Origin of the sequence: Citrobacter sp. RHBSTW-00881 (assembly GCF_013728515.1) — a bacterium.
In the GTDB taxonomy this organism is placed as follows: Bacteria; Pseudomonadota; Gammaproteobacteria; order Enterobacterales; family Enterobacteriaceae; genus Citrobacter; species Citrobacter braakii.
On sequence record NZ_CP056270.1, the window covers coordinates 50,279 to 73,438 of the forward strand.

20 protein-coding genes and 3 pseudogenes are annotated in these 23,160 nt (G+C 49.6%); 14 read left to right on the top strand and 9 right to left on the bottom strand.

Translation table 11 applies throughout. The features are described from left to right. Positions 1-31 precede the first annotated feature (31 nt). Both HV311_RS25315 and HV311_RS25320 read left to right on the top strand, forming a co-directional pair. Positions 32-463 (top strand): universal stress protein, encoded by a 432-nt coding sequence (locus HV311_RS25315; protein ID WP_016241528.1) that lies wholly within the window; start codon positions 32-34, stop codon positions 461-463. Between the two features lie 50 nt (positions 464-513). Next, positions 514-3,201, top strand: a complete 2,688-nt coding sequence (locus tag HV311_RS25320) for a cation-transporting P-type ATPase (RefSeq protein WP_016241527.1) — start codon at positions 514-516, stop codon at positions 3,199-3,201. Positions 3,202-3,368: 167 nt separating this feature from the next. On the opposite strand, the gene HV311_RS25325 is transcribed toward HV311_RS25320, so the two are convergent. Together HV311_RS25325 and HV311_RS25330 are read right to left on the bottom strand one after the other, a co-directional pair. Continuing rightward, on the bottom strand, positions 3,369-3,518 hold the full coding sequence (locus tag HV311_RS25325; RefSeq protein ID WP_176564481.1) for a hypothetical protein: 150 nt from the start codon (positions 3,516-3,518) through the stop codon (positions 3,369-3,371). A gap of 72 nt (positions 3,519-3,590) precedes the next feature. Further along, entirely contained in the window at positions 3,591-4,196 is a 606-nt protein-coding gene (locus HV311_RS25330; RefSeq protein ID WP_000509966.1) for a recombinase family protein, read from the bottom strand. Positions 4,197-4,290: 94 nt separating this feature from the next. Between HV311_RS25330 and HV311_RS25335 the strand changes: the two genes are divergently transcribed. Further along, the gene (locus HV311_RS25335; RefSeq protein ID WP_023307208.1) at positions 4,291-7,188 is read left to right on the top strand and encodes a Tn3-like element Tn5403 family transposase; all 2,898 of its coding nucleotides are present in this window, start codon (positions 4,291-4,293) and stop codon (positions 7,186-7,188) included. Positions 7,189-7,220: 32 nt separating this feature from the next. On the opposite strand, the pseudogene HV311_RS25340 reads toward HV311_RS25335, so the two are convergent. Beyond that, positions 7,221-7,496, bottom strand: a pseudogene (locus tag HV311_RS25340) (IS4 family transposase); the annotation flags it as partial. Between the two features lie 317 nt (positions 7,497-7,813). Beyond that, positions 7,814-8,185 carry a hypothetical protein gene (locus HV311_RS25345; RefSeq protein WP_004099020.1) on the bottom strand — a complete coding sequence of 124 codons (372 nt, stop codon included), beginning with the start codon at positions 8,183-8,185 and terminating at the stop codon, positions 7,814-7,816. Between the two features lie 156 nt (positions 8,186-8,341). Between HV311_RS25345 and HV311_RS25350 the strand changes: the two genes are divergently transcribed. Continuing rightward, positions 8,342-9,616 (top strand): IS4-like element ISApu2 family transposase, encoded by a 1,275-nt coding sequence (locus HV311_RS25350; protein WP_181562182.1) that lies wholly within the window; start codon positions 8,342-8,344, stop codon positions 9,614-9,616. Between the two features lie 133 nt (positions 9,617-9,749). Here the strand turns inward: HV311_RS25350 and HV311_RS25355 are convergent. Then, a pseudogene (locus tag HV311_RS25355) lies at positions 9,750-11,310 on the bottom strand (methyl-accepting chemotaxis protein). A 309-nt stretch (positions 11,311-11,619) separates the two neighbouring features. On the opposite strand from HV311_RS25355, the pseudogene istA reads away from it, so the two are divergent. The 3 genes and pseudogenes from istA (at position 11,620) to HV311_RS25370 (ending at position 15,041) form a co-directional block, all read left to right on the top strand. Then, a pseudogene (gene istA / locus HV311_RS25360) lies at positions 11,620-13,140 on the top strand (IS21 family transposase). Further along, a complete protein-coding gene (gene istB / locus HV311_RS25365; RefSeq protein ID WP_016167552.1) occupies positions 13,137-13,901 on the top strand; it encodes an IS21-like element helper ATPase IstB in 765 nt (254 codons plus the stop codon). Before istA ends, istB begins: the two are co-directional and overlap by 4 nt. Positions 13,902-14,003: 102 nt before the next feature. Next, the gene (locus HV311_RS25370) at positions 14,004-15,041 is read left to right on the top strand and encodes an IS110 family transposase (protein ID WP_181553836.1); all 1,038 of its coding nucleotides are present in this window, start codon (positions 14,004-14,006) and stop codon (positions 15,039-15,041) included. A gap of 706 nt (positions 15,042-15,747) precedes the next feature. Here the strand turns inward: HV311_RS25370 and HV311_RS25375 are convergent. Further along, positions 15,748-16,488, bottom strand: coding sequence for a hypothetical protein (locus HV311_RS25375; RefSeq protein ID WP_181553835.1), 741 nt, complete (start codon positions 16,486-16,488; stop codon positions 15,748-15,750). Positions 16,489-16,490: 2 nt separating this feature from the next. Further along, on the bottom strand, positions 16,491-17,426 hold the full coding sequence (locus tag HV311_RS25380; protein ID WP_002123001.1) for an AraC family transcriptional regulator: 936 nt from the start codon (positions 17,424-17,426) through the stop codon (positions 16,491-16,493). A gap of 122 nt (positions 17,427-17,548) precedes the next feature. Here HV311_RS25380 and msrA point away from each other — a divergent pair, with 122 nt between their 5' ends. From msrA to HV311_RS25415, 7 genes are read left to right on the top strand one after another with little or no spacing between them, the layout of a single operon-like run. After that, complete coding sequence (gene msrA, locus HV311_RS25385; RefSeq protein ID WP_000762837.1) at positions 17,549-18,037, top strand: peptide-methionine (S)-S-oxide reductase MsrA; 489 nt, start codon at positions 17,549-17,551, stop codon at positions 18,035-18,037. A gap of 3 nt (positions 18,038-18,040) precedes the next feature. Further along, positions 18,041-18,301 carry a glutaredoxin gene (locus HV311_RS25390; RefSeq protein WP_001076938.1) on the top strand — a complete coding sequence of 87 codons (261 nt, stop codon included), beginning with the start codon at positions 18,041-18,043 and terminating at the stop codon, positions 18,299-18,301. A gap of 31 nt (positions 18,302-18,332) precedes the next feature. Beyond that, on the top strand, positions 18,333-18,773 hold the full coding sequence (msrB, locus tag HV311_RS25395) for a peptide-methionine (R)-S-oxide reductase MsrB (protein WP_000483554.1): 441 nt from the start codon (positions 18,333-18,335) through the stop codon (positions 18,771-18,773). Between the two features lie 21 nt (positions 18,774-18,794). Next, positions 18,795-19,040, top strand: a complete 246-nt coding sequence (locus tag HV311_RS25400; protein WP_025467194.1) for a glutaredoxin family protein — start codon at positions 18,795-18,797, stop codon at positions 19,038-19,040. 50 nt (positions 19,041-19,090) lie between these two features. After that, on the top strand, positions 19,091-19,399 hold the full coding sequence (locus HV311_RS25405; protein ID WP_002122973.1) for an antibiotic biosynthesis monooxygenase family protein: 309 nt from the start codon (positions 19,091-19,093) through the stop codon (positions 19,397-19,399). Beyond that, the gene (locus HV311_RS25410; protein ID WP_069453486.1) at positions 19,396-20,670 is read left to right on the top strand and encodes an acetyl-CoA C-acetyltransferase; all 1,275 of its coding nucleotides are present in this window, start codon (positions 19,396-19,398) and stop codon (positions 20,668-20,670) included. Before HV311_RS25405 ends, HV311_RS25410 begins: the two co-directional genes overlap by 4 nt. A 9-nt stretch (positions 20,671-20,679) precedes the next feature. Further along, positions 20,680-21,342 carry a peptide-methionine (S)-S-oxide reductase MsrA gene (locus HV311_RS25415; protein WP_001281573.1) on the top strand — a complete coding sequence of 221 codons (663 nt, stop codon included), beginning with the start codon at positions 20,680-20,682 and terminating at the stop codon, positions 21,340-21,342. 219 nt (positions 21,343-21,561) lie between these two features. Here the strand turns inward: HV311_RS25415 and HV311_RS25420 are convergent, their stop codons facing one another. Further along, positions 21,562-21,792 (bottom strand): diguanylate cyclase, encoded by a 231-nt coding sequence (locus tag HV311_RS25420; RefSeq protein WP_239605185.1) that lies wholly within the window; start codon positions 21,790-21,792, stop codon positions 21,562-21,564. A 336-nt stretch (positions 21,793-22,128) separates the two neighbouring features. After that, positions 22,129-23,133, bottom strand: a complete 1,005-nt coding sequence (locus HV311_RS25425; protein WP_000427614.1) for an IS110-like element IS5075 family transposase — start codon at positions 23,131-23,133, stop codon at positions 22,129-22,131. Positions 23,134-23,160: the final 27 nt, after the last annotated feature.

The following is a 23,160-nucleotide window of genomic DNA, read 5'->3' on the forward strand; positions in this document are numbered from 1 at the left end:
TTTTTTTATAGGTAATAAAAGGATTGTCTCTATGTATAAAAATATCCTCGTCCCGGTTGATGTGTTTGAAACCGGCCTTGCGGACAAGGCTTTGTCCCATGCTCAATTCCTCGCGCAAAGCTCCTCCGGGCAGATTCATTTACTCAACGTCATCCCGACATTTTCTCCTGCACTGACGCGCGGATTTATTTCCGATGCGCGAAAAATGGAAGACTATCTGGTTAATAATTCAAAAGAAAAACTCGCTGAACTCATCAATAAACTCTCTCTGAAGGAAAGCGATGTCCAGATTCATATTCGCAGCGGCAACGTCCGCGATGAAGTGACGAAACTGGCAGATGAACTGAAGGCGGATGTGGTGATCATTGGCTCACGCAATCCCAATATTCAAACCCATCTGTTGGGTTCAGAGGCGGCAAGTATCGTGCGTTATGCCCATGTGCCGGTTTTTGTGGTGCGCTAAGGGCAGCCTGAGGCTGTCCTGATTTCCGTTACAGGAGTGAGGAGATAACTATGAATACAGAAAAACCGGGCGGCCCGTTTTATCAGCTCTCCGTGGATGAAACCCTGACCAGCACCAACAGCACTCCCGATGGCATCAGCAGCGCTGAAGCGACGGCGCGCTTACAGCAGTACGGTGAAAATGCGCTACCGCAAAAAGCGGGTAAACCGGCATGGCTGCGTTTTCTGGCGCATTTTAATGATGTGCTGATTTACGTCTTGCTGGCGGCGGCGCTATTGACGGCGGTGATGGGCCACTGGGTCGATACTCTGGTGATCCTCGGCGTGGCGGTGATCAACGCCCTGATTGGTCATATTCAGGAGAGTAACGCCGAAAAATCGCTCCAGAGCATTCGCAATATGCTCTCCAGCGAAGCGGTGGTGGTTCGTCAGGGGAATCATGAAACCATTCCGACCACGGCGCTGGTTCCCGGCGATATCGTGGTGATCCGCGCCGGCGACCGCATTCCAGCAGACCTGCGGGTTATCGAAGCGCATAACCTACGGGTGGAAGAGGCGATTCTGACCGGTGAATCAACGGTGGTGGAGAAAAGTACCGAAGCGCTTAGCGGCGAACTGCCGTTGGGTGACCGGACGAACCTGTTGTTCTCAGGCACCACGGTAAGCTCCGGCGGTGGCAAAGGCCTGGTGGTGGCAACCGGTGGCGATACCGAGCTGGGCCACATTAACCAGATGATGGCGGATATCGAGAAACACCGTACTCCGCTGTTGGTGCAGATGGATAAGCTCGGCAAAGCCATCTTTATCATCATTCTGGTGATGATGGCTGCGCTATTCGTCTTTAGCCTGCTGTTCCGCGATATGCCGGTTTCTGAACTGATGCTGTCGCTGATTAGCCTGGCGGTGGCGTCGGTACCGGAAGGGCTGCCGGCGATTATCTCGATTATCCTCTCGCTTGGCGTGCAAACCATGGCCCGGCAGAAGGCGATTATCCGCAAGCTGCCGACGGTCGAAACGCTAGGGGCGATGACGGTTATTTGCTCGGATAAAACCGGGACGCTGACCATGAACGAGATGACGGTTAAGGCCGTTATCACCGCCGATAAAGTCTATCGGGTGGAAGGGGACAGCTACGAGCCGGTGGGGAATATTCACCCGATCGATGAGCCGGACCCGATAACCGTCGCGCCGGGCACGCTGCTGGAGCGCTATCTGCGCACCATCGACCTGTGTAACGACAGCCAGCTAATCAAAGATGAAAGCGGGTTGTGGAAAATCACTGGCGGCCCTACGGAAGGGGCGCTGAAGGTGCTGGCGGCGAAAGTGACGCTTTCGCCGGCGAGCACCGAACTGCGCAGTAAGATCCCCTTTGATTCGCAATACAAATATATGTCAACGCTGTACCGCATCGGCAATGAGGAGACGATTTTAATTACCGGTGCGCCAGATGTGCTGTTCCGCCTGTGTCAGCATCAGCAAACCGACCATGGGCTGGAGCCGCTGGACCAGCCGTATTGGGAAGCGAAAATTGAAGAGTACGCGCGGGAAGGGCTGCGCATGGTGGCGGCAGCGTGGAAACCGGCGGCTGACGGGCAAACCGAACTCACCCATCAGGATTTGCAGCATGGCGTCATTCTGTTAGGGATCGCCGGGATGATGGACCCGCCGCGACCAGAGGCCATTACCGCTATCGGCGACTGCCTGCAGGCGGGGATCCGCGTGAAGATGATCACCGGGGACCACCCGCAAACGGCGATGAGTATCGGCAAGATGCTGGGGATCGGCAACGCCGGGAACGCCATTACCGGGCGCGAGCTGGAGGTGATGGACGATACCCAACTGAGTGAAGCGGCGCAGAAATTCGATATTTTTGCCCGTACCAGTCCGGAAGATAAGTTCCGTCTGGTTCAGGCGCTGCAAAGCAGGAAAGAGGTGGTCGGGATGACCGGTGATGGGGTGAACGACGCCCCGGCGCTGAAGCAGGCCGATGTTGGTATCGCGATGGGCATCAAGGGCACCGAAGTGACCAAAGAGGCCGCTGATATGGTGCTGACCGATGATAACTTCGCCACCATCGCCAGTGCAGTCAGGGAAGGGCGGCGGGTTTACGATAACCTGAAGAAAACGATCTTGTTCATTATGCCAACCAACCTGGCGCAGGGGTTGTTAATCATTATCGCGCTGCTGGCGGGGAATTTGATTCCGCTGACGCCGGTGTTGATTTTGTGGATGAACATGGCGACGTCGGCCACGCTGTCGTTTGGTCTGGCGTTCGAAGCCGGTGAAAAGAACATCATGCGCCGTCCGCCGCGCGATCCTAAGCTGCATGCGATGGACGGCTTTGCCATCTGGCGGGTAATTTTTGTCGGTTCGATGATCGCCGTGAGCGCCTTTGTGCTGGAGGCCTGGCTACAGCCGCGAGGCTACTCACCTGAGTTTATCCGCACCGTACTGTTGCAGACGCTGGTCACCGCACAGTGGTTTTATATGCTCAACTGCCGGGTGGCGGATGGTTTCTCACTGAGCAAAGGGCTGCTGGCGAACCGGGGTATCTGGATTGTCAGCGGCGTGTTGCTGGTGCTGCAACTGCTGATTATCTACGCGCCGTTTATGCAGATGCTGTTCGGTACCGAAGCGCTGCCGTTCCGCTACTGGGTGATCACCTTTATTATCGGTTTTGTGATGTTCCTGATTGTGGAAATTGAGAAGCCGCTGACGCGCAAGTGGCGCACGGCCTGAGTCATTCCCGGAGGCGGTGCTGCGCACCTGTCCGGGCTACCAGACAGCCGCATAATCGGTAGCCCGGACAGACGCAGCGCGCCGCCACCGTGGAAAACCAAAAAACAAAAGCCGACGCATAACGCGTCGGCTTTTCCGTTTCAGACAAAGAACACGATCTTAATCGATCAATCTTTGAGTTTAACCGGGTTATTACGATAGGCCGCCAGCTTCGCGCGCATCCAGCTGCTGCTGTTGTTATTGACCGCGCTCACCACGCCAGTGGTGGCACCGCCGCCGACCTGCACATGGAAAATACCGCGTGACGGGAAATCCACATATTTTGGTTCAGTGAAATCCCACTCATGACGCTTGAAGGGGTCGGTTCCGGCTGAGGGCGAAATGACACCCTAAGCGTTAGCTCTGTGTCGTTGCACGATGTCAGCGACGGTATTCTTGCTGATACCGAGCTCGCGTGCGATCCAGCGATAGCTGCGTCCCTCGGCCCTCATCGCAACCACCTTAGGCAAAAGTCGGTCTGATTTTGGTCGCACTCCGGCCTGACGACCAAGCCTCTTACCACGTGCCTTCGCAACAGCAAGGCCTGACTTGACCCGCTCGCTGATGAGATCCCGCTCAAACTCCGCAATGCCGGAAAGAAACGTCGCCAGCATTCGTCCATACGGCGACGAAAGATCGAACGCCATTCCATTCATGGCTATCACGGAAACCTTCCAGTTCTCCAGTTCACGTAGCGTATTGAGCAGATCGAGCGTCGAGCGCCCCCACCGGGAAAGCTCAGTGACCAGGATTGCATCAATTTGTCTGGACTGGGCAAGCGCCAGGACTTTCTTTCGCTCGGCCCGGTCGAGTTTAGTTCCTGAACCTGTTTCCTTAAATATTCCCACCACGTCGTAGCCGGCACGGCCGGCGAAGGCTCGCAGATCAAATTCCTGGCGTTCACAAGACTGATCCGCTGTTGAAACCCGGCAGTAAATGGCGGCACGATGTCCCAATTGAACCCTCCTGGATTTTTGTATCGGAACGCCCTGATTTATATGGGCTGGCTGTTGTCCAAAACAGACTATACTTCAAAAGGGACGAATTTGTATGTCACGACGCCATATTTTCACCGAACGGCAGCGAGCAGCGCTGTTCGATCTGCCCACGGACGAACTGTCGCTACTGAAGTTCTACACGCTGGGCGATGATGACCTGGAAAACATTAGGCAGCGCCGCAGACCGGAAAACAGGATTGGCTTTGCCCTGCAACTTTGTGCCTTACGATATCCGGGCCGTGCACTGGCTCCTGGTGAGATGATCCCGCGTGAAGTCCTTTCCTTCGTCGGTGCTCAGCTTGGAGTTCCGGCTGATGCGCTTCTCACTTATGCCACACGGCGCCAAACCCGTCAGCAGCACATGGACACGCTGCGCGAAATTTACGGCTACAAGACCTTCACGGGCCGTGGTGCCCGTGATCTGCGTGAGTGGACTTTCGGCCAGGCCGAAGATGCCAGATCAAACGAGGATCTTGCTCATCGTTTTATTGTGCGGTGTCGGGAAACTTCCACCATTCTGCCCGCAGTATCGACAATCGAGCGCTTGTGCGCGGATGCTCTGGTCGCCGCTGAGCGGCGGATTGAAACGCGGATTGCGGAAAATTTAACAGCGGATGTTCGCGATCACCTGGACAAACTTCTGAGTGAAATGCTCGCCGGCAATATCAGTCGTTTCATCTGGCTTCGCAACTTCGAGGTTGGTAACAACTCGGCTGCTGCTAACCGTTTGCTCGACAGGCTCGAATTTCTGCGTACCCTGAATATCAATCATAGTGCTTTGGCCAGCATACCTGCCCATCGCATTGCCCGGCTGCGTCGGCAGGGTGAACGCTACTTCACCGACGGTTTGCGTGACATCACTTCGGACCGCCGCTGGGCGATCCTTGCCGTCTGTGTTGTGGAGTGGGAAGCGGCGATTGCTGATGCCATAGTCGAAACCCATGACAGGATCGTAGGAAAAACCTGGCGGGAAGCGAAGCGCCAGCATGACGAAACAATTTCCGGCTCTAAAGCCACACTCACGGATACGATCCGTACCTTCACCGCGCTGGGAGCTTCGTTGCTTGAGGCCCGCAGTGACGGAACCCCGCTGGAGATGGCTGTCGCCAGTTCGGTTGCATGGGACCGGCTCGCTCAACTGGTAGCGACAGGGACTCAACTCAGCAACACGCTAGCCGATGAGCCTCTTGCATATGTCGGGCAGGGATACCATCGCTTTCGTCGTTATGCGCCCCGCATGTTGCGCTGTCTGAAGCTCGAAGCCGCGCCGGTCGCCGGACCATTGGTAGCAGCAGCTTTGTCGATCGGAGAGATGAAAGGTGTTGCATCGCCAGAAAGGCGTTTCCTGCGGCCCAGCTCCAAATGGAACCGTCATTTACGAGCTCAGGAAAAAGGAGATACCCGTCTTTGGGAAGTGGCGGTACTCTTTCACCTCCGGGATGCTTTTCGTTCCGGAGATGTCTGGCTCGCTCATTCGCGCCGCTATGGTGACCTCAAGCAGGTACTGGTGCCGATGATCGCGGCGCAGGAAAATGCAAAACTGGCCGTGCCTTCCAACCCACAGGATTGGCTGGCAGACAGAAAGGCGCGACTCACGATCGCTCTTAAGCGGCTGGCCCGGGCTGCCCGTAACGGCACTATTCCGCACGGTAGCATAGAAGATGGAACGTTGCGGATCGACAGGTTGACAGCAGACGTGCCGGATGGTGCCGAGGCACTCATACTGGATCTGTATCGCCGAATGCCGTCCGTTCGGATTACCGACATGCTGCTTGAAGTTGATGCAGCCCTTGGTTTCACAGATGCGTTTACCCATCTGAGAACCGGGGCTCCATGTCGCGACCGGATCGGTCTGCTCAACGTCCTGCTCGCTGAAGGGCTCAATCTGGGCCTGCGTAAGATGGCGGAAGCTACAAACACGCATGATTACTGGCAGCTCTCACGCCTTGCCCGCTGGCATGTTGAAAGCGAAGCCATGAACCAGGCATTGGCAATTGTGGTGGCCGCGCAGGGTAAACTGCCGATGTCACGCGTCTGGGGGATGGGCACGTCAGCATCGAGCGATGGTCAGTTTTTCCCGACAGCGCGGCATGGCGAAGTCATGAACATGGTCAATGCCAAATATGGTTCTGTTCCCGGCCTCAAAGCGTATACTCACGTAAGCGACCAGTTCGCGCCATTCGCTTGTCAGTCGATCCCGGCGACCGTGAGCGAGGCACCGTATATTCTCGATGGACTACTGATGAACGAGGTCGGTCGCCATGTTCGCGAACAGTATGCCGATACAGCAGGATTCACCGACCATTTGTTCGGAGCCAGTAGCCTGCTCGGCTACAATCTCGTTCTGCGAATCAGGGATCTGCCATCGAAGCGGTTGTACGTATTTAATCCCGATACGACCCCCAGGGAGTTACGCAAGTTGGTAGGTGGAAAAGCCCGGGAGGATCTTATCGTTGCGAACTGGCCTGATATTTTCCGTTGTGCCGCGACGATGACCGCTGGCAAAATCAGGCCCAGCCAACTCCTGCGCAAGCTCGCTTCTTACCCACGACAAAACAACCTTGCAGTTGCGCTTCGTGAAGTTGGTCGTATTGAACGGACCCTTTTCATTATTGAGTGGATCCTGGATACGGACATGCAGCGGCGTGCTCAGATCGGTCTTAACAAGGGAGAGGCCCACCATGCGCTCAAAAATGCGCTCCGTATCGGGAGGCAGGGGGAAATTCGCGATCGCACGACAGAGGGGCAGCACTACCGAATCGCTGGGCTCAATTTATTGACTGCGGTGATCATTTACTGGAATACCGTCCATCTTGGTCATGCCGTCACGGAGCGGCGGAACGAAGGGTTGGATGTTCCCCCTGAATTTCTTCCCCACATATCCCCATTGGGCTGGGCGCACATTCTACTGACTGGCGAATATCTTTGGCCCAAGGAACCGAAAGCTTAGGGTGTCATTTCGCCCTCAGCCGGAACCGACCCCATAAACAGGGCAAAGCTCTCTTTGCGCAGCTGATTGTGAAACGGTTTGTAAGAAACCTGATGGGTGTTTACCAGTTGCAAGGCATTGAAATGGCGGTGTAAACCGGCAATGTCATTGACCTGGTCGCCTCCCATGGCCCGCAGCAGTGCAGGTACGAGCATGGCTGGGGTAATGGCACGCTGACGCAGACAAAACTTGCAGAGCCGAGCAATGCGCTCGAGTGCGGCGGGAGCCAAGAGTTGCTCCAGATAGTAATTAGCGTTGATAATAGTCATAGGCTTCGCGCGTGTTGATTTTGTTTGGCGATAAAATCAGATCACAAACGAAGCCTTTTTTATATCTATTTCAATTGGTTGCCGCTAAAGATCCTGTACATGAGTGAGGGTTATGGTGGCTATATGCTGGATATTGCTATTCAGATGACAGCCATATGGGGAAGATTACAGGCGCCTGAAATAACAGCAGAGTATGGAGTGACTACCACGGCTGGAGGTTGGCACGGGCTGATCCCCTCTCCCTTTGGGAGAGGGTTAGGGTGAGGGGAGCTGGCTGACCGGGTGTAGCAACCAGGCGGCATTACACCGCTGAATCTTCAGTTATTGAAATTCCACGCGATCGGCAGTTCGACGTCGAAGATAAGTGCATCCCCGTCGAGGCGAAAGGCCAGGCTGGTCTGGTGCTGGTCGTATTCGTTGATAATCAGGCAGCTCTCGGCGAAGTTGGACTCGTAGTTGATATGGGCCACTCCTTCACGGCCGTCAGCGAGTTCGATGCTGAGCACCCGCAGCGGGTTCTCCTGACTGAGGTTGACCCGGGTGTCCCCCACGTCCACCAGCCGTTCCAGCAGAGGGAAGAAATCTTGTCTGTGGGTCGTTATGGCCTGGGTGATGGCCTGCTCCAGCTCAGCCTGGGTGGCGAAGGGGCCGCCGAGTGGGTAGCGGGTCTGGATCCTTTCCTGAGTCATTGCGTTTCCTCCTGAACTGAGATGTGGCAACAGTTTGGCCGCTGCAGTGACCTGTCATGTACAGGATCTTTAGCTACAACCAATTGAAATAGATAGAAAAAAGGCTTCGTTTGTGATCTGATTTAATCGCAAAAAAAAACCGACACGCCCGAAGCCATGATTATAATCAATGCAACCCAGTACCTCAAGCAACTTCTTAGCTCTTCTGAACTCAACCGGATCGGTAAATTTACCGGTTTTTGTCAGCGACTCCGGGATATCCAGCCTGCGAGACTACTCCCGGCTCTGCTCTCAGGGCTTGGTTGCGACAAGGTGGATGGTATTGCTGGTTTGCATCGCCATTTCAATGCGTTGCAGCTCCATGATACTGACCAAATAGCGTATAAACCCTTTCACAACCAGTTACGCAAGCAGGGTTTTCCCTTGTTCATGCGCGCACTGGTTGAACGAGCCATCGCCTTACGCCTCAAGGAGTGTCTACCGGACGCCCACGGACTGGCAGGCTTTGAGCAGGTACTGCTGCAGGACGGGTCGTCATTCGCGTTACATCCGCAATTGGCAGAACATTTCCCGGGCCGATTCAATAAGCACAGCCCCGCTGCGGTAGAGTGTCATATGACCATGTCCTTGCTGGACCAGTCGCCGATATCGATGAGTATCACGGCGGATACCGAATCGGAGCGCAAGCATCTTCCGGCCGAAAATTCGTTAAATAACAAACTGTTATTGGCGGATGCCGGTTACATCAGCCGCGAGTACTTTGCTGATGTGACCAAAGCCAAAGGAAGCTATCTGGTCAGAGGGAGTCAAAATCTCAATCCCAAAGTACAGGCAGCTTACCGACAGGACGGCAGGGAAATGCCCAAGTTACTCGGAAAAAAGCTCAAGGATATCGATCGGAGAAGCTGCAGAGCCGAGGTTCTGGATCTGGATGTGAGTTCGGGAAAGTATAAATATCGACTCATAAGACGTTGGTTTGCAGAGGAAAAACGGTTCTGTATATGGATGACCAATCTTCCGCGTGAGCGATGGCCAGCCGAGAAGGTGATGGCATTGTATCGTTGCCGTTGGCAGATCGAACTGTTGTTCAAAGAGCTGAAATCACATAACCGGTTGAAGGCGTTCGCGACACGACAAAAAGCGATAGCGGAAGGCTTGATCTGGGCTAGTTTGCTGGCCTTGCTGGTCAAACGTCGGCTGGCGCTGACGCTGATTGGCAGCGCGGAGTTATCGATGCTGAAGATTGCCAAAAACAGCGCGCTTTGGTTAATGCCGATATTGGCGAGCATCATCCATGGTGCGTGGCAGGAAATAACAGAGAAGTTGGAGTGGGCAATGGTGTATTTATCCAAAAACGGCAAAAAGAGTAGGCAGAGAAAATTCAAGCAAAACAACACGTTAGACGGTATTATTAATTCGCTTGCCGCTTAAGGTTCTGTACATGAGGCTTTCTAAGGCCATTCTGATAGCCCTGACTTCCTGAAAAGCCATGGCTAAAATTTGTGCGGCTAAAAGGGATAACCGATGGTAAAGTAAGTTATCCCTGTCGAGATACTGAAAAGCGTTATCCTCGTTTTTCCCAAAACTGTTTTGCCAGTTCGCTCAGAGCGCTAGTTAACTGAGCGACAGATTTCGCACTTTGCAAATTATTCTGCCCGGTCTGTACATTGGTATCAGCAGCATCGCGTATATTGATAATACTGCGGTTTATGTCTTCACTTACTGCTCCCTGCTGCTCGACCGCAGTCGCTATTTGCGCGTTCATGTCGGTAATTTCGTTAACGCGTTGGCCAATTCCATCAAGAGCTGTAGCTGCTTCCTCTGCGTGAGCTACACTCGTGTGCGCTTGCCGCTGTAACAGCGGATTGCGCTCGCTCTTGTAGAGCGCTGATCATGCTTTGAATATCCGTTGTCGATTGCTGTGTGCGAGCAGCAAGACTGCGAACCTCATCGGCGACAACAGCAAAACCACGCCCCTGCTCACCAGCACGCGCGGCCTCAATTGCTGCGTTGAGTGCCAACAAATTCGTTTGCTCGGCGATCCCTCGTATAACGTCAAGAACTTTTGATATCTCGTTACTTTGACCTTCAAGCTCATGAATAACCTGAGCGGCTTGCCTAATTTCACCTTCAAGGGCAGTGATTGACTGGCTTGTGTGGGCTACCAGACGCTGGCCAGATGCCGTCTCAGTGTCTGCTCTTCCGGCCGCATCTGCAGCATGCTGTGCATTGCTCGCAACCTCTTGAATGCTTGCCACCATTTGGTTTACTGCCGTTGCTATTTGATCTGTCTCTGCCTGCTGCTCAACTGTAAGTACATTGCTTGACTCAATATCCTTTAGTAGGCCTCGGGTGTGTTCGCTAAGCCGATTTGATGCATCACCTATGCGACCTACTATGGCGCCTGTTTCAGCTTGCATCATTCGTAAAGCAAACTCTATTTGGCCAAACTCATCGGTGCGCCCAGTGTAGAGGGATTGACTTAATGGGTTATTGGAAATATTCCTGGCTCTTTCAACCAGTCTTCCAAGAGGAGAGAGAATAGCCAAAACACTAACAGAGCTTAAGCTTCCTGACATTAAAGTGGCTAACAATAAGCTGCTTATTGATGTATCAGTAAGCATGCCGGCAGCCATTGCGCTTGATATAATACTACCCCATATGAGCAAGAGTATTTTCACGGAAAAGCTAGCAGCCAATTTCGGCCTCGCGGCCTTCCCGCTTCTCAATTGAGCATATAATTTTTCCGCAGCCAAAACCTGCTCAGGTTCAGGCTTGGTCCTTACAGACTGGTATTCAACAATCGAACCATTCTTAGCTATTGGCGTTACATAAGCACTTACCCAATAGTGGTCGCCATTTTTACAGCGATTTTTTACTAGCCCCATCCATGAGCGGCCAGATTTTAATGTACTCCACATATGCTCAAATGCAGCAGGCGGCATATCTGGGTGTCTTACGATGTTGTGAGGCTGGCCTAATAGTTCTTCCTCAGTGAAACCACTGATTTTAATGAAGTCAGGATTAACGTACGTGATATGGCTTTGAGGGGAGGTAGTCGAAAGAATATTGGCATCTTTTGGGAGTTCTAAGTTTCGACCCGTCACTGGTAAATTCTGGCGCATAAGAACCTCAAGGGTTGGCTGTTTTATTTTATTGTTTTCGGCATTAAGCCCAATTTCTTGAGCGTTACGATAAAGCTAAATAACTGTGCGAAATAGTAGATCACTCAGGTAAGGGAACTCAATGCAGTTTGCGCGATCAGATCAGTCGCCAAACAAACCAAACCCACAAACGCATTGAGTATGAACAAAATAGCATTTTTGTACGGCGCTGAAACGTGTTCGGCGACAATTAGGATGACCGGTTGACGACAATTATCTTGGCCGGTTGGGTGTCACAATAGGTACCTTGTTTTCTGTTCGGAGTTCAAGGTGCCTGGACAACATATCACCCACCGACAAGAGGAGCTGTATATGCAGCATCGCCAACAAGGCATGACTCAAGAAATCGCTGCTGCGAAGTCTGCCATTTCCCCCCGCACTGCCCGACGTATTGAGCAGTCCAACACCTTACCCCGCGCTAAAGCTGATAGAGATTGGCGCACCCGCTAAGATCCACTGGAAGCCGTATGGGAAACCGATCTAGTTGTTCTTTTAAACGCTAAACCAGAGCTTACGCCTATTACTTTGCTGGAGCATTTGCAGGCGCTCTATCCAAACCAATATGACCAGCGAATTCTGAGAACATTGCAGCGTCGGGTTAAGAAATGGAAAGCACTACATGGCCCGGAGAAAGATGTCATCTTCCGCCAGCAAGCTCAACCCGGTTTACAGGGCTTCTCTGATTTTACTCATCCTGATAGCCCGATCACCATTAAGCAGCAACCCTTTGCTCATTTGCTGTATCAGTTCCGCCTCGCTTATAGCGGCTGGCGTTCCATCACTGTGGTTCAGGGTGGTGAGAGCTATTCTGCCTTATCTACCGGTTTACAGCGTGCGCTGACGCAGGCTGGTGGCTGTCCGGTGGAGCATCGCACCGATAGCCTCAGTGCCGCCAGGAACAATACGCAAAATGTCTGGACAGATGCCTATCAGGACTTGTGCGAGCATTACAACATGACGCCAACGCGCAATAACCTGGGGCAATCGCATGAGAACGGCGTAGTGGAGTGCGCTAATGGCTCATTTAAACGCCGTCTGGCGCAGCACCTGCTACTTCGCGGCCACAGTGACTTTGACAGTATCGAAGCCTACCAGGCCTTTATTGATCAAATCGTCGGCAAGCTAAACCAGCGCTCACGCAGCCGCTTTTTAGAAGAACAGCAAACCCTGCAAGCCTTACCGGAATATGATGCTGTTGATTACACCTTGCTGAGCATTAAAGTCACCCGTAGTGCCACCATTGAAGTGCGCCGGGTGGTGTACAGCGTGCCATCACGACTGATTGGCGAACGCCTGCAAGTACGGCTGTATCATAACAAACTGGTGCTCTATGTGGGCCAGCAAGTGGCGCTGACCTTGCCACGAATTTACCCGGCCCTCGGCCAAAGCCGTGCACGTTGTATCAACTACCGGCATATTATCCGCTCACTGGCCGCTAAACCGCAGGCGTTTCGTTACTCGCAACTGCGGGATGATATCTTACCTGACGACAATTACCGGCAGTTGTGGCAGTTAGTGGATGATGCGTTACCAGCACAGGATGCCTGTAAATGGATAGTCACGGTGTTATGGCTGGCGAGCGAATACGATAGCGAACAAGAGCTGGGAGAGACCTTGTTGCAAGAGGCCAGAGCCGGTCTGTTTGAAAGTGCCAAAACCATTCAGGAGCGCTTTTACACCCCGCAAAGCGCACCAGACATTAAGACAAAGCAACATAACCTGCAAAGTTATGATGCACTGCTAACGTCATTAAAGGCACAGGCGAAACACGATGTGGAGGTGCCATTTTGACTTCCTCCGTTGCATTACTGCTCAAAGAATTAAGGCTGCCGGCGTTCGTCAGGCACTATGAAAAACTCTGGCAAACCGCGGTAGAAAAAGGCTGGTCGCACAGTGACTACCTTGCGGCATTATGCGAATACGAGCTCGCAGAGCGCTTTACACGGCGCACACAAAGCTGGGTACGCGAAGGGAGGCTGGCACCGGGAAAAACCTTAAGCACTCTGGATAACAGCGTGCTCAGCCGGACAAATCAAGCGCTCATCGCCAAGTTGCACCAAGACCTGTCCTGGGCACATCACGCCGATAATATCCTGCTGATTGGCCCCAGTGGCACCGGCAAAACACACATAGCCAATGCATTGGGTTACCGGCTGATTGAGCAAGGCATACGCTGCAAACTGTTTCCAGCCATTGGCTTGGTACAACAGTTACAACAAGCCAAGCGCGAACTGGATCTGATGAGCGAGATGAGCAAGCTGGATAAGTATCAGGTGATCATCATTGATGACATTGGTTATGTGAAAAAAACCGATGCAGAAACCCAGGTACTGTTTGAATTTATCGCGCATCGATATGAAAGCGGTAGCCTGATCATCACAGCCAATCACCCGTTTAGTGCATGGGATCAGATCTTCCCAGACAGCATGATGACGGTAGCGGCCATAGATCGGCTGATCCACCACGCGACAATTATAGAATTAGAAGGAGAAAGCTATCGAAAACAACATCAGTTAAAACAAGCTGGAAGTAGGAAAAATGAGAAAACCTAACCGGCCATCATAATTGACGCGAACCGGCCAAGATAGATAATTGGACTCCCCATACCTTAATAGATAAGTTAACTCGTATATAGTTAGTTAATGGAGTCAGTGATGAAAAATACTATTGTGGGCGTTGACCTTGCTAAGCATGTGATCCAGGTTTGTTCATTTTCGAACAAAAAGGTGCAATCTAACATTGATATGACACCTGCTAAATTCACTGAGTGGCTTACTGTAACAAATTCCGTAACCATAGTATTTGAAGCATGTGGCACATCTAATTACTGGAAGCAAAAAGCTATTTCACTTGGGCATGATGCTCGTTTGATTTCGCCGAAGTTAGTTTCTGCTGTTCGGCAGAATCAGAAAACAGATAAGAATGACGCTTTGGCTATAGTTCAAGCGGCCTTATTGCCTGATGTTACTTTTATTTCTGGTAAATCGACTGAACAGCAACAGTTGCAATCAATTGTCAGACTGCGCGAGCTCTGTATTAAGCAGAAAACAGCTGCTGGAAATCAGTTAATAGCTCTTTTATCGGAGTTTAATATCAAAACCTCAAGCCGTAATGGCAGTTTAAATGGGGTGATTACAGCCACACTGGAAGATGCTGAAAATGGATTATCTTTTGAGTTCAGGGAGGCGCTAAGCGCCGCCTGGCAACACTATCTATCAATAGCAAAATCTATTTCTGTTTATGATAGTTGCCTTGAAAAGGCAATTGAAAAACATGCTGATTGTAAAAAACTACTCAAGCTGGAAGGTGTAGGCGTGCTTAACGCAATTAATCTATACATAGCGTTAGGATGCGCAGATTTAGGAACTTTCAGTAAAGGTAAAGATGCAGCTGCATGTATAGGTTTAACGCCGATTCAGCACTCGTCAGGTGGAAAAGCAAAACTTGGTTCAATCGGTAAATATGTCAAAAATGGGATACTCAGGAGCCAGCTTATTACCGGCGCGATGTCAGCAGTTAACCACGCAGTAAATCGGAAAGCTAAAACTAAAAAAGATATTTGGATAGCATCATTGGTTTGCCGTCGAGGTAAAAAATGTGCTGCGGTTGCTTTGGCCAATAAAACCGTAAGAACAGCATTTGCAATGCTTACGCAGGGTACGGAATACAAAGCTGAGTTAGTTGAAGCTTAAAAAAGAGTTCAAACAATAAATTGCACAAACGAAGATAAAAATCAGCTAGCTAAGGCCGCCGTCAACACAGAGTGAAAAACTCGCAAGATAGATTAGCCAGCTAGTTCGCGTAAATATCATAGAGCCTGAGATAGCTTCTCAAATAGAGCTCGTACATAAGTACGCAATTATTTCTTCAAGAGAGTTATTTATTGTTGACACGTGGGGAGTCCACATAAGTTGACGCCGAACAATGATTGACGATCTAACGCTCCAGAACCAAATCAGGGATCTGGCTTTAGCGAGTCGGAGCGAACCGACCGATGGTTGGCGTACCGAAGAGCTTGACCCTAAGTTGTGGAACGGTTGGCGTAAAATGATTCAGGGGGACCGGCTAGAAATCGCTGAATACGATCTGACGGCTAAGGTTAGCCAAGGGGACTCTCCTAGTGACAAGCCCGGAGTGGTTGAAGGTCTAAAACAAAGAATAAGGGCTTACAACTTTAGTAAACAAAGGACGTCATCAATAGCAGTGATATAAAAAGTTATCTTTGCCGCCCCGATAAGGCTTTACGGGGCGACTAAGTCTCACCCAACCGACAATTCCGATAGTTTCAGAATAAGCTTTGAGTTTTCTAAGATTGGAATTACTACACCACAGCACGTACTCGAGATACTACAAATAGCTTTTTGGTAGGACCGATACCGAATAAATATCCATAATACATCAGGAGAAACTTTTTTTAATTTTCTGTAACCGGTCATAAATCAGTGGCGGATAATTTGCATGATATTCACCACACTCTGGGCAATGCTCTTGTTTTCGGTACGCTTGATTGTCGAGATCTTGATAAGGAAAAACGCTGAAGAGAAGTTCGTGCTGCATAAGCGTTTTATAAAAACTCTTATGATAAGGTGCAATCTCGCTGTCTTTGATTTTGTCGAAATATAGGTCAACGCTGTTCAAAATGCTCATAATTTCTTTAACCCCGTCGAACCTTAAAATGTCGTCATCTTTGTGAATATCAACATCTAAGCTCTCTAGATCCTCAATGAAACATTTAATCGCACGTCGAGAATACAGAAGGATCATTTGCGTCTTGCCATCAACGGTCTTTTCTTGATCGTAACTAAAATTTTTGATGTTTCTTTCGACGAACATATAAAGTTCGTGAAGTTGATCTAACTCGTGCCTTAGTTGCTCCTTCGTGTTTTCTTTTTCGATTTGCTGATGAAGGATTCTATTCGCATCAATCTGGGCTTTCAGCGCTAAAAACAGAACTACTGAACCTAGTATCTGTACGAATGGGTTCGAAATACCTCCAAAAGCATCTCCTATTTCGCCATAATCCTTCAAGTAGTGAAGAGGAAGAAGAGGTAAGAATAAAGGGAGAAGAAGACAGAATACACTGCCGACGACGATGACCCAGAAAGCTATTTTGGTAACAGGAGAGTTATAGATATTCATTTTTACACCTTTTCAGAATTTTCTTTTCTGTACGCGCTAGGAGTTTTGCCAATTTTTTTCTTAAACAACTTTTGAAAGTGTTCATGTGCCGGATACCCAATGGCTTCACTCACTTCGGGAACAGACTTACCGGATTCTTTAAGCAGCTGCTTTGCTTTTTCAAGCCGACAATAGGTTAAATAATCAAGAGGTGTCATGCCTGACAGCTCCTTAAATTTGACGCTGTAGTTCGTACGCGACATCCCCGCAATCCCGGCGAGATCGTCAAGACCCCATTTTTTATCGAGACTATGATGAATAGCTTCCAAGGTTTTGCTGAGTTGCGGATTTTCGATCAGTTTGAAGAATCCAGCATTTTTATTGGATTTGTACATGTGGATTCTTAACGCTTGCACGAAGATAATTTCGGTCAGCTTTCTGACTAACGTGTTGCTTCCAGGAAGCCCTGATTTTGCTTCCTGCTCTATAATACTTAAAAGCATGGCAAGCCAAGGCGAGTGGGAGTTATCAGCACTCTTGATATGCACGACATTTGGCAGCGAATTTAAGAATGGATGATCGGGTCCGCCATTAAAACAAAAATGTCCGCAAACGACGTTGGCTTTGAGCTTGCTCTGATCACCGTATTCCAAAACTTGAGCTTCGGTGAGGTTGGCTTTAGCTCTAAATTCGACCGCAGGCTCGGCCTTGATTTTTGGTGCACTGGCCATGGTGTGCTCCATCCCTTTGAAAAAGATCAAAATATCGCCCTGCTCCGCCAATGCTTTAAGTTTAAGTTTTGGCACCTCATACCAAAACTCGCCATGAGTCACGATGTGAAATCTCGCTAGATTCTCTTCCTGCGGGAGGCTGATGCCCCAGTCTCCCGCAAATGAGGTTCTATACCAGTAGCTGCTAGTAAGCTCTACCTTATCTAAAATTTCACTGAGAACATCCATATATAGCTCCTACGTAAACTGTCCAATAGGTCATGTTATACGAACTATTGAACATATTATATCTATTTTACATGCTGTAAAGTCAGTCTAATCAGTAAGTGGATGAAAACTAAGGAGGCTTTATGAAACTAGATTATGTGATCGTTGCCGGAGGGTGTTTTTGGGGTCTCGAAGACCTCCTTAGGAGTCTGGACGGTGTGACGTCAACGAAGGTGGGCTACTCTGGCGGAGATTTTGATGATCCTACCTACGCCGATATTATAACAGGGAAAACGGGGCACGCCGAAGCGGTTCGCGTGGAATACGACCAAGACGAAATATCTCTCGAAGAGATTCTACATTACTTTTTCAAAATCCATGATCCGACTACGAAGAATCGCCAAGGAAATGATGTTGGCACTTCGTATCGCTCGGCAGCGTTCTATCGTGACGATGCACAGAAAGCGATTATCGAAAACGTGATTGATGAGGTCAATGAGATCGGTCGCTTCGAGAATCCCGTGGTCACGACGGTAGCCTTGGAAAAAGAGTTTTATGACGCTGAGGAGTATCACCAAAACTATTTGAAGAAGAATCCCCACGGGTACACGTGCCATTTTGAGAGAGATTAAACCATGAATCAAACGAAAGAGGAAAAAATGAAAGAACTTAAGAACGTTGTCATCTACACAAAAGACCATTGTCCGTTTAGTAAACGCGTGAAGGAGTACTTAACTTCTGAAAAAGTTGATTTTAAACAAATTCGCGTGGATGACGATCCCAAGACTTATGATGAGTTGAAGAAAAAAACCAACCTTCAAACTGTTCCGCAAGTTTTTGTGGATGGAAAATTCATTGGTAGCGCGACTGACTTCTTCGCGTGGATTGATAGCTAAAGAACAAACCCAAAAATAAAGGAGCAAATTTATGTTCAACTGGGAAAGCATTAACAACTATCTCGATAACGGCACTCCCGCTCCTCCTAGAAAAGTAGAAAAGAGCGAGGAAGAGTGGAAAAAAATTCTGACGCCCGCTCAATTTAATGTCATGCGGAAGAAAGGCACCGAGCGCCCTCACACTGGGGAACTCTGTTCATTTTATGAGGCAGGACGGTATGCCTGCGCGGGCTGCGACACTGAACTGTTTGATTCGAACGTTAAGTTTGATTCGGGAACAGGTTGGCCGAGTTTTTCTGAGCCCGTCGCCGACAACGTAATTCAATATGAACTGGACACGACTTACGGACGAAGAATCGAAGTGCTATGCAATGTGTGCGAAGCCCACTTAGGGCACGTTTTTCCAGATGGTCCTGAGCCCTCTGGGGCTCGATTCTGCATCAACTCGGAGTCGTTGAAGTTTGTAGAGTAATTTTAGAAAATGGAGGGGGTCGTGGGGATTAAGCTGTTCGGTCATAAGGACTGCCACAAAACCAAGATTTACCAGTCGTACTTGAAAGAAAAAGGAATCGAGTTTGATTTTTTAGATGTTCACGAAGACGACGCGGCAGCTGATGAACTGCGATCCCTTTATACTACTGGAAAGTTAAATTTCCCGACAATACTGGTTGGGACAAAGAAGCTGAGAAACCCCAAGTTCAAGGATCTCGACAAGTGGTTGGAAGCTTCGATGAAATAACGAGATCTTTTTTTTGAGGATTGTAATTAGCTTAGTAAGGAGTCAGATCAATGATTATAGCAGTTTTCCGCAGTCGTGTTGCCAAGGAGCACGGTGGGGAGTTTGAAAGAAGATACGCCGAGATGTCCGCGCTTGTCGAAGCCATTCCTGGTTACGGAAGCCATGAGCGGTTTTCTTCTCCTAACGGTGAAGATGTTCTAATTGTCGAGTTCCTTACCAGAGAAGCTTTCGATGCTTGGGATAAGCATCCCGAACACAAAAAAGCCAAGATGCTTGGCAAAGACTACATTTTTGAATCGTACGACGTGAAGGTCGGAGAAGTTTTTGAACGGCACACAAAGCCGGAGGTGAAATTATGAAAACGAGAACTACTTATGTCGTAGGTGGCGTCCGTATTCCATTTATGAAATCAATGACTGCCTATCGAGATGTCACCACGCCAGAGCTTATGACCGCTAGCCTGAAAAGTTTAGTCGAAAGATATAACTTAAAGGGCAAAGTCGTGGGTGACGTGGCTCTGGGTGCACTCATGCAAAGTTCGGCCAACTGGAACTTTGCGCGTGAAGTTGTTCAGGCTTCTGGCTTACATCCGAATACGCCAGCATATAACGTGCAGCGGGCTTGCGGTACCAGTTTAGAAACTACGATTCAGATCGCACACAAAATATCCAGCTACCAAATCGAGAGCGGTATTGCGGGCGGCGTGGATAGCAATAGCGACTTGCCAATTATGGTGACTCGTTCGTTCTCGCAGAAGCTCGTTGCATTGAATTCGGCCAGAACACTCGGCGAGAAACTAAGAATCTTTTTGAGCTTTAGGCCGAGCGATTTAAAACCCGTGCCACCCGCCGTCGTTGAACCGCGAACAGGGAAGTCAATGGGTGAACATTGTGAGTTGATGGTCAAAGAATGGAAAATTTCCCGGCAAGAGCAAGACGAGCTGGCTCTGGCAAGCCATCTGAACGCCGCGAAAGCGTACAAAGACGGCTTTTATGCCGATCTCGTTTTTCCATTTTTAGGAAAAAGTACGGATGGAATCATGCGTGGCGATACGACTTTAGAGAAGTTGGCAAAGCTAAAGCCAGCATTTGATCGATCCGAAAAAGGAACTCTGACGGCAGGCAACTCGAGTTCACTCACGGATGGCTCGTCCACCGTTCTTTTGGCTTCCGAAGAAGAGGCTAAAAAGAATAATTGGCCGCTGTTGGCCAAGATTGTGGATTCTCATACTTCTGCCGTGGATTACGTCGCTGGCGAAGGTTTGCTCATGGCTCCAACTGTGGCGGTCAGTGAATTATTGAAGCGAAACGGCTTAAAGCTTCAGGATTTTGATTTTTACGAAATTCACGAGGCGTTCGCTGGACAAGTGCTCTGCACGATGAAGGCGTGGGAGTCTGCTGAATACTGCAAAACACGTTTGGGACGATCAGAGCCTCTCGGAAAAATTGACCGCTCGAAGCTAAATGTCCGTGGAAGTAGCATTGCCCTTGGGCATCCGTTTGCGGCTACTGGCGCTAAGATCGTCGGAGTTTTAGCAAAGATACTGCACTCAGCTGGTCCTGGAAAACGTGGCCTTATCGTCGTTTGCACGGCGGGAGGAATGGGAGTGGCTACAATTCTTGAAAGTTAGGAGAAAAATATGTCGGATCTAAAAATGAATAAAGAAGACGGTGTTGAAAGCTATGAATTTGCAACCCCTGAAGCAATCGAAGAAGCATTGAAAATCGGGAAGCTTAGTCAAACGGTTTTCGGCATGGGTTGCTTTTGGGGACCGGATTCTAATTTTGGAGGGACGCAGGGAGTAGTGCAAACACGTGTTGGCTACGCTGGAGCATCAACTCTGGATCCGAGTTACCGCAACATCAACGGACACGCCGAAGTCGTCAGAGTGATCTACGATAAAGACCAAATCAGCTACAGGGAACTTCTTGGAAGTTTTGAATCATGGTCTGTTCATGGTAGAAAGCAGGGCCAGTATCGCCAGATACTTTTTGTTTTTGATCTGGAGCAAAAACAAGTAGCTGAAGAACTGATTCAAGCGATTGGAAAGGAGAAATCTCCCGAGGTGATTGAGGCCGGAGAACAAAATGGTTATTTTTGGCCCGCCGAAGATTACCATCAAAAGCATCGTCTTCGCAGAAACAAACAGCTTGTAAGTCTTGCAGAAGTAGATTTCGGTCCTCGCTGGGATGAACATCTGTATTTTACTAAATTAAATAGTACCGATAGAAAAGGCTTCAGTCTCTCAAGCTGGCTAAAAAAGTTGTCTCCGGAAATGCAGAAAGCTTACCGAATCGGTTAATCTGAAATTGCAGCTGGCTAAAGAACTCTATTTTCTATATGTAAAGAATGTGACGATCTCCTTCACATGGAGTCCAAGAGAGCATAAAAAATCTGTGTAAGTCGCATTACCCATGTATTTGAAAGGAATAAATAATGCCAATATCAGACCAGCTTATCGACCGAAGCAAGACCTCAGTTTTTATGAGGTCTTGAGATCAGCGCAGCATGAACAGATCTCTTACAGTGTGGCGAACACACTGGTTTGATTGCGGCCTTGGGTTTTAGCTTTGTATAACATCTGATCGGCGACTTCGAGCAACTGCTTTTTGTCGTCAAATAAATCAGCGCTGGCCAAACCTATGCTGACCGTTAATTGTCGTAATAACCACTCATGGTTAGCCACTACCAGCCTTAACTTTTCCAGTGTTTTATTTGCGGACGCTGTGTCTGTGCCTGGCAGGATCAGCACAAACTCTTCACCACCATAACGGGCGAAAAAGTCATAGTTCCTGCTATGGCGCTGAAACAGGGGTCGTCTCAGAAAACGGAATCTATGGTCACTCCCGTTTTTGCAACACCGATTTTGACGATAAGTTGGCTTGCTTGAATCTATCCGGCGTCTGAATGGGATTTTATTCCCGCGCCTCGATGAGTTCCGCGCCTGATGAACCTCCAGAAAATATACGGCTTCAGCGAGCCTTTCCGTTTTACAGGTTCCTCAACAGGCCGGTGGGCCGTTTGTATCATCAATATCAGTATTCGCAAAACCAGATGAATGATTGTTTAAACTGGTGTATTTCTGCCTTTATGCTTCGTAAGTTTGCTGTCGCGCCGTCAGTGCCCAGGCTATTCTGGCCAGCTTGTTTGCCAGAGCACAGGTGACGACAAAGTTGCTTTTCCGACACAACAACTCCCTGACCCAGTCGGCCAACTTGCCAGACTGGTGTTCCAGTTTTTGTATGAATACCCTGGCACACTGAACCAACAAAGTTCGGATCTTTTTGTTGCCCCGCTTGCTAATCCCTAACAATGTCGTCCGACCTCCCGTGCTGTACTGTCGGGGTACCAGCCCTGTTGCCGCCGCAAAGTCACGGCTGCTGGCGTACTGCTTCCCGTCGCCAATCTCAGTTGAAATAGTACTGGCAGTCAGCGTTCCAACGCAGGGAATACTCAGCAAGCGCTGTCCAACCTCATCTTCGTCCAACTTTCGTTTCAACTGAGATTCCAGATCTTTAATCTGCTCAACAAGATAGTGATAATGCTGTTGTAATTTCAGCAGTAACTGGCTGAGATAAAGAGGCAAACTACTGTCCTCAAGAAGGGTACTCAGTCGACTAATAACGGCAGCACCTCGCGGAACGCTGATACCAAATTCCAGCAGAAAAGCATGCATCTGATTAGTTGTTTTCACCTTATCCTGAACCAGGGATTCACGGACACGATGCAGAGCTCGCATTGCCTGCTGAGATTCGGTTCTGGGCTGCACGAAACGCATAGATGGACGTGATGCTGCTTCACAGATAGCTTCAGCATCAACGAAGTCATTTTTGTTGCTTTTAACGAATGGGCGGACAAATTGCGGTGATATCAGCTTTGGAAAATGCCCTAACTCTGCCAGCTTGCGTGCCATAAAGTGAGAACCGCCACAGGCTTCCATCGCGATGGTTGTTGCTGGGCATGTCGCCAGAAATTCGATTAGCTTTGGTCGGGTGAATTTTTTACGGTAAACGGCCTTCCCACGATGATCCTGACAATGAATATGGAAAGAGTTCTTACCCAGATCGATACCAATAAGCGCAATGTTTTCCATGATGGTTCTCCGAATGAAAGCCTGTCC

Coding starts and splice junctions, on each gene's coding strand:
- HV311_RS25380 (WP_002123001.1), bottom strand. CDS start 17,426: ATGGATGTTCTCAGTGAAATTTTAGATAAGGTAGAGCTTACTAGCAGC.
- HV311_RS25350 (WP_181562182.1), top strand. CDS start 8,342: ATGATTATAATCAATGCAACCCAGTACCTCAAGCAACTTCTTAGCTCT.
- msrB (WP_000483554.1), top strand. CDS start 18,333: ATGTTCAACTGGGAAAGCATTAACAACTATCTCGATAACGGCACTCCC.
- HV311_RS25410 (WP_069453486.1), top strand. CDS start 19,396: ATGAAAACGAGAACTACTTATGTCGTAGGTGGCGTCCGTATTCCATTT.
- HV311_RS25425 (WP_000427614.1), bottom strand. CDS start 23,133: ATGGAAAACATTGCGCTTATTGGTATCGATCTGGGTAAGAACTCTTTC.
- HV311_RS25405 (WP_002122973.1), top strand. CDS start 19,091: ATGATTATAGCAGTTTTCCGCAGTCGTGTTGCCAAGGAGCACGGTGGG.
- HV311_RS25335 (WP_023307208.1), top strand. CDS start 4,291: ATGTCACGACGCCATATTTTCACCGAACGGCAGCGAGCAGCGCTGTTC.
- msrA (WP_000762837.1), top strand. CDS start 17,549: ATGAAACTAGATTATGTGATCGTTGCCGGAGGGTGTTTTTGGGGTCTC.
- HV311_RS25315 (WP_016241528.1), top strand. CDS start 32: ATGTATAAAAATATCCTCGTCCCGGTTGATGTGTTTGAAACCGGCCTT.
- HV311_RS25370 (WP_181553836.1), top strand. CDS start 14,004: ATGAAAAATACTATTGTGGGCGTTGACCTTGCTAAGCATGTGATCCAG.
- HV311_RS25345 (WP_004099020.1), bottom strand. CDS start 8,185: ATGACTCAGGAAAGGATCCAGACCCGCTACCCACTCGGCGGCCCCTTC.
- HV311_RS25390 (WP_001076938.1), top strand. CDS start 18,041: ATGAATCAAACGAAAGAGGAAAAAATGAAAGAACTTAAGAACGTTGTC.
- HV311_RS25320 (WP_016241527.1), top strand. CDS start 514: ATGAATACAGAAAAACCGGGCGGCCCGTTTTATCAGCTCTCCGTGGAT.
- HV311_RS25375 (WP_181553835.1), bottom strand. CDS start 16,488: ATGAATATCTATAACTCTCCTGTTACCAAAATAGCTTTCTGGGTCATC.
- HV311_RS25415 (WP_001281573.1), top strand. CDS start 20,680: ATGTCGGATCTAAAAATGAATAAAGAAGACGGTGTTGAAAGCTATGAA.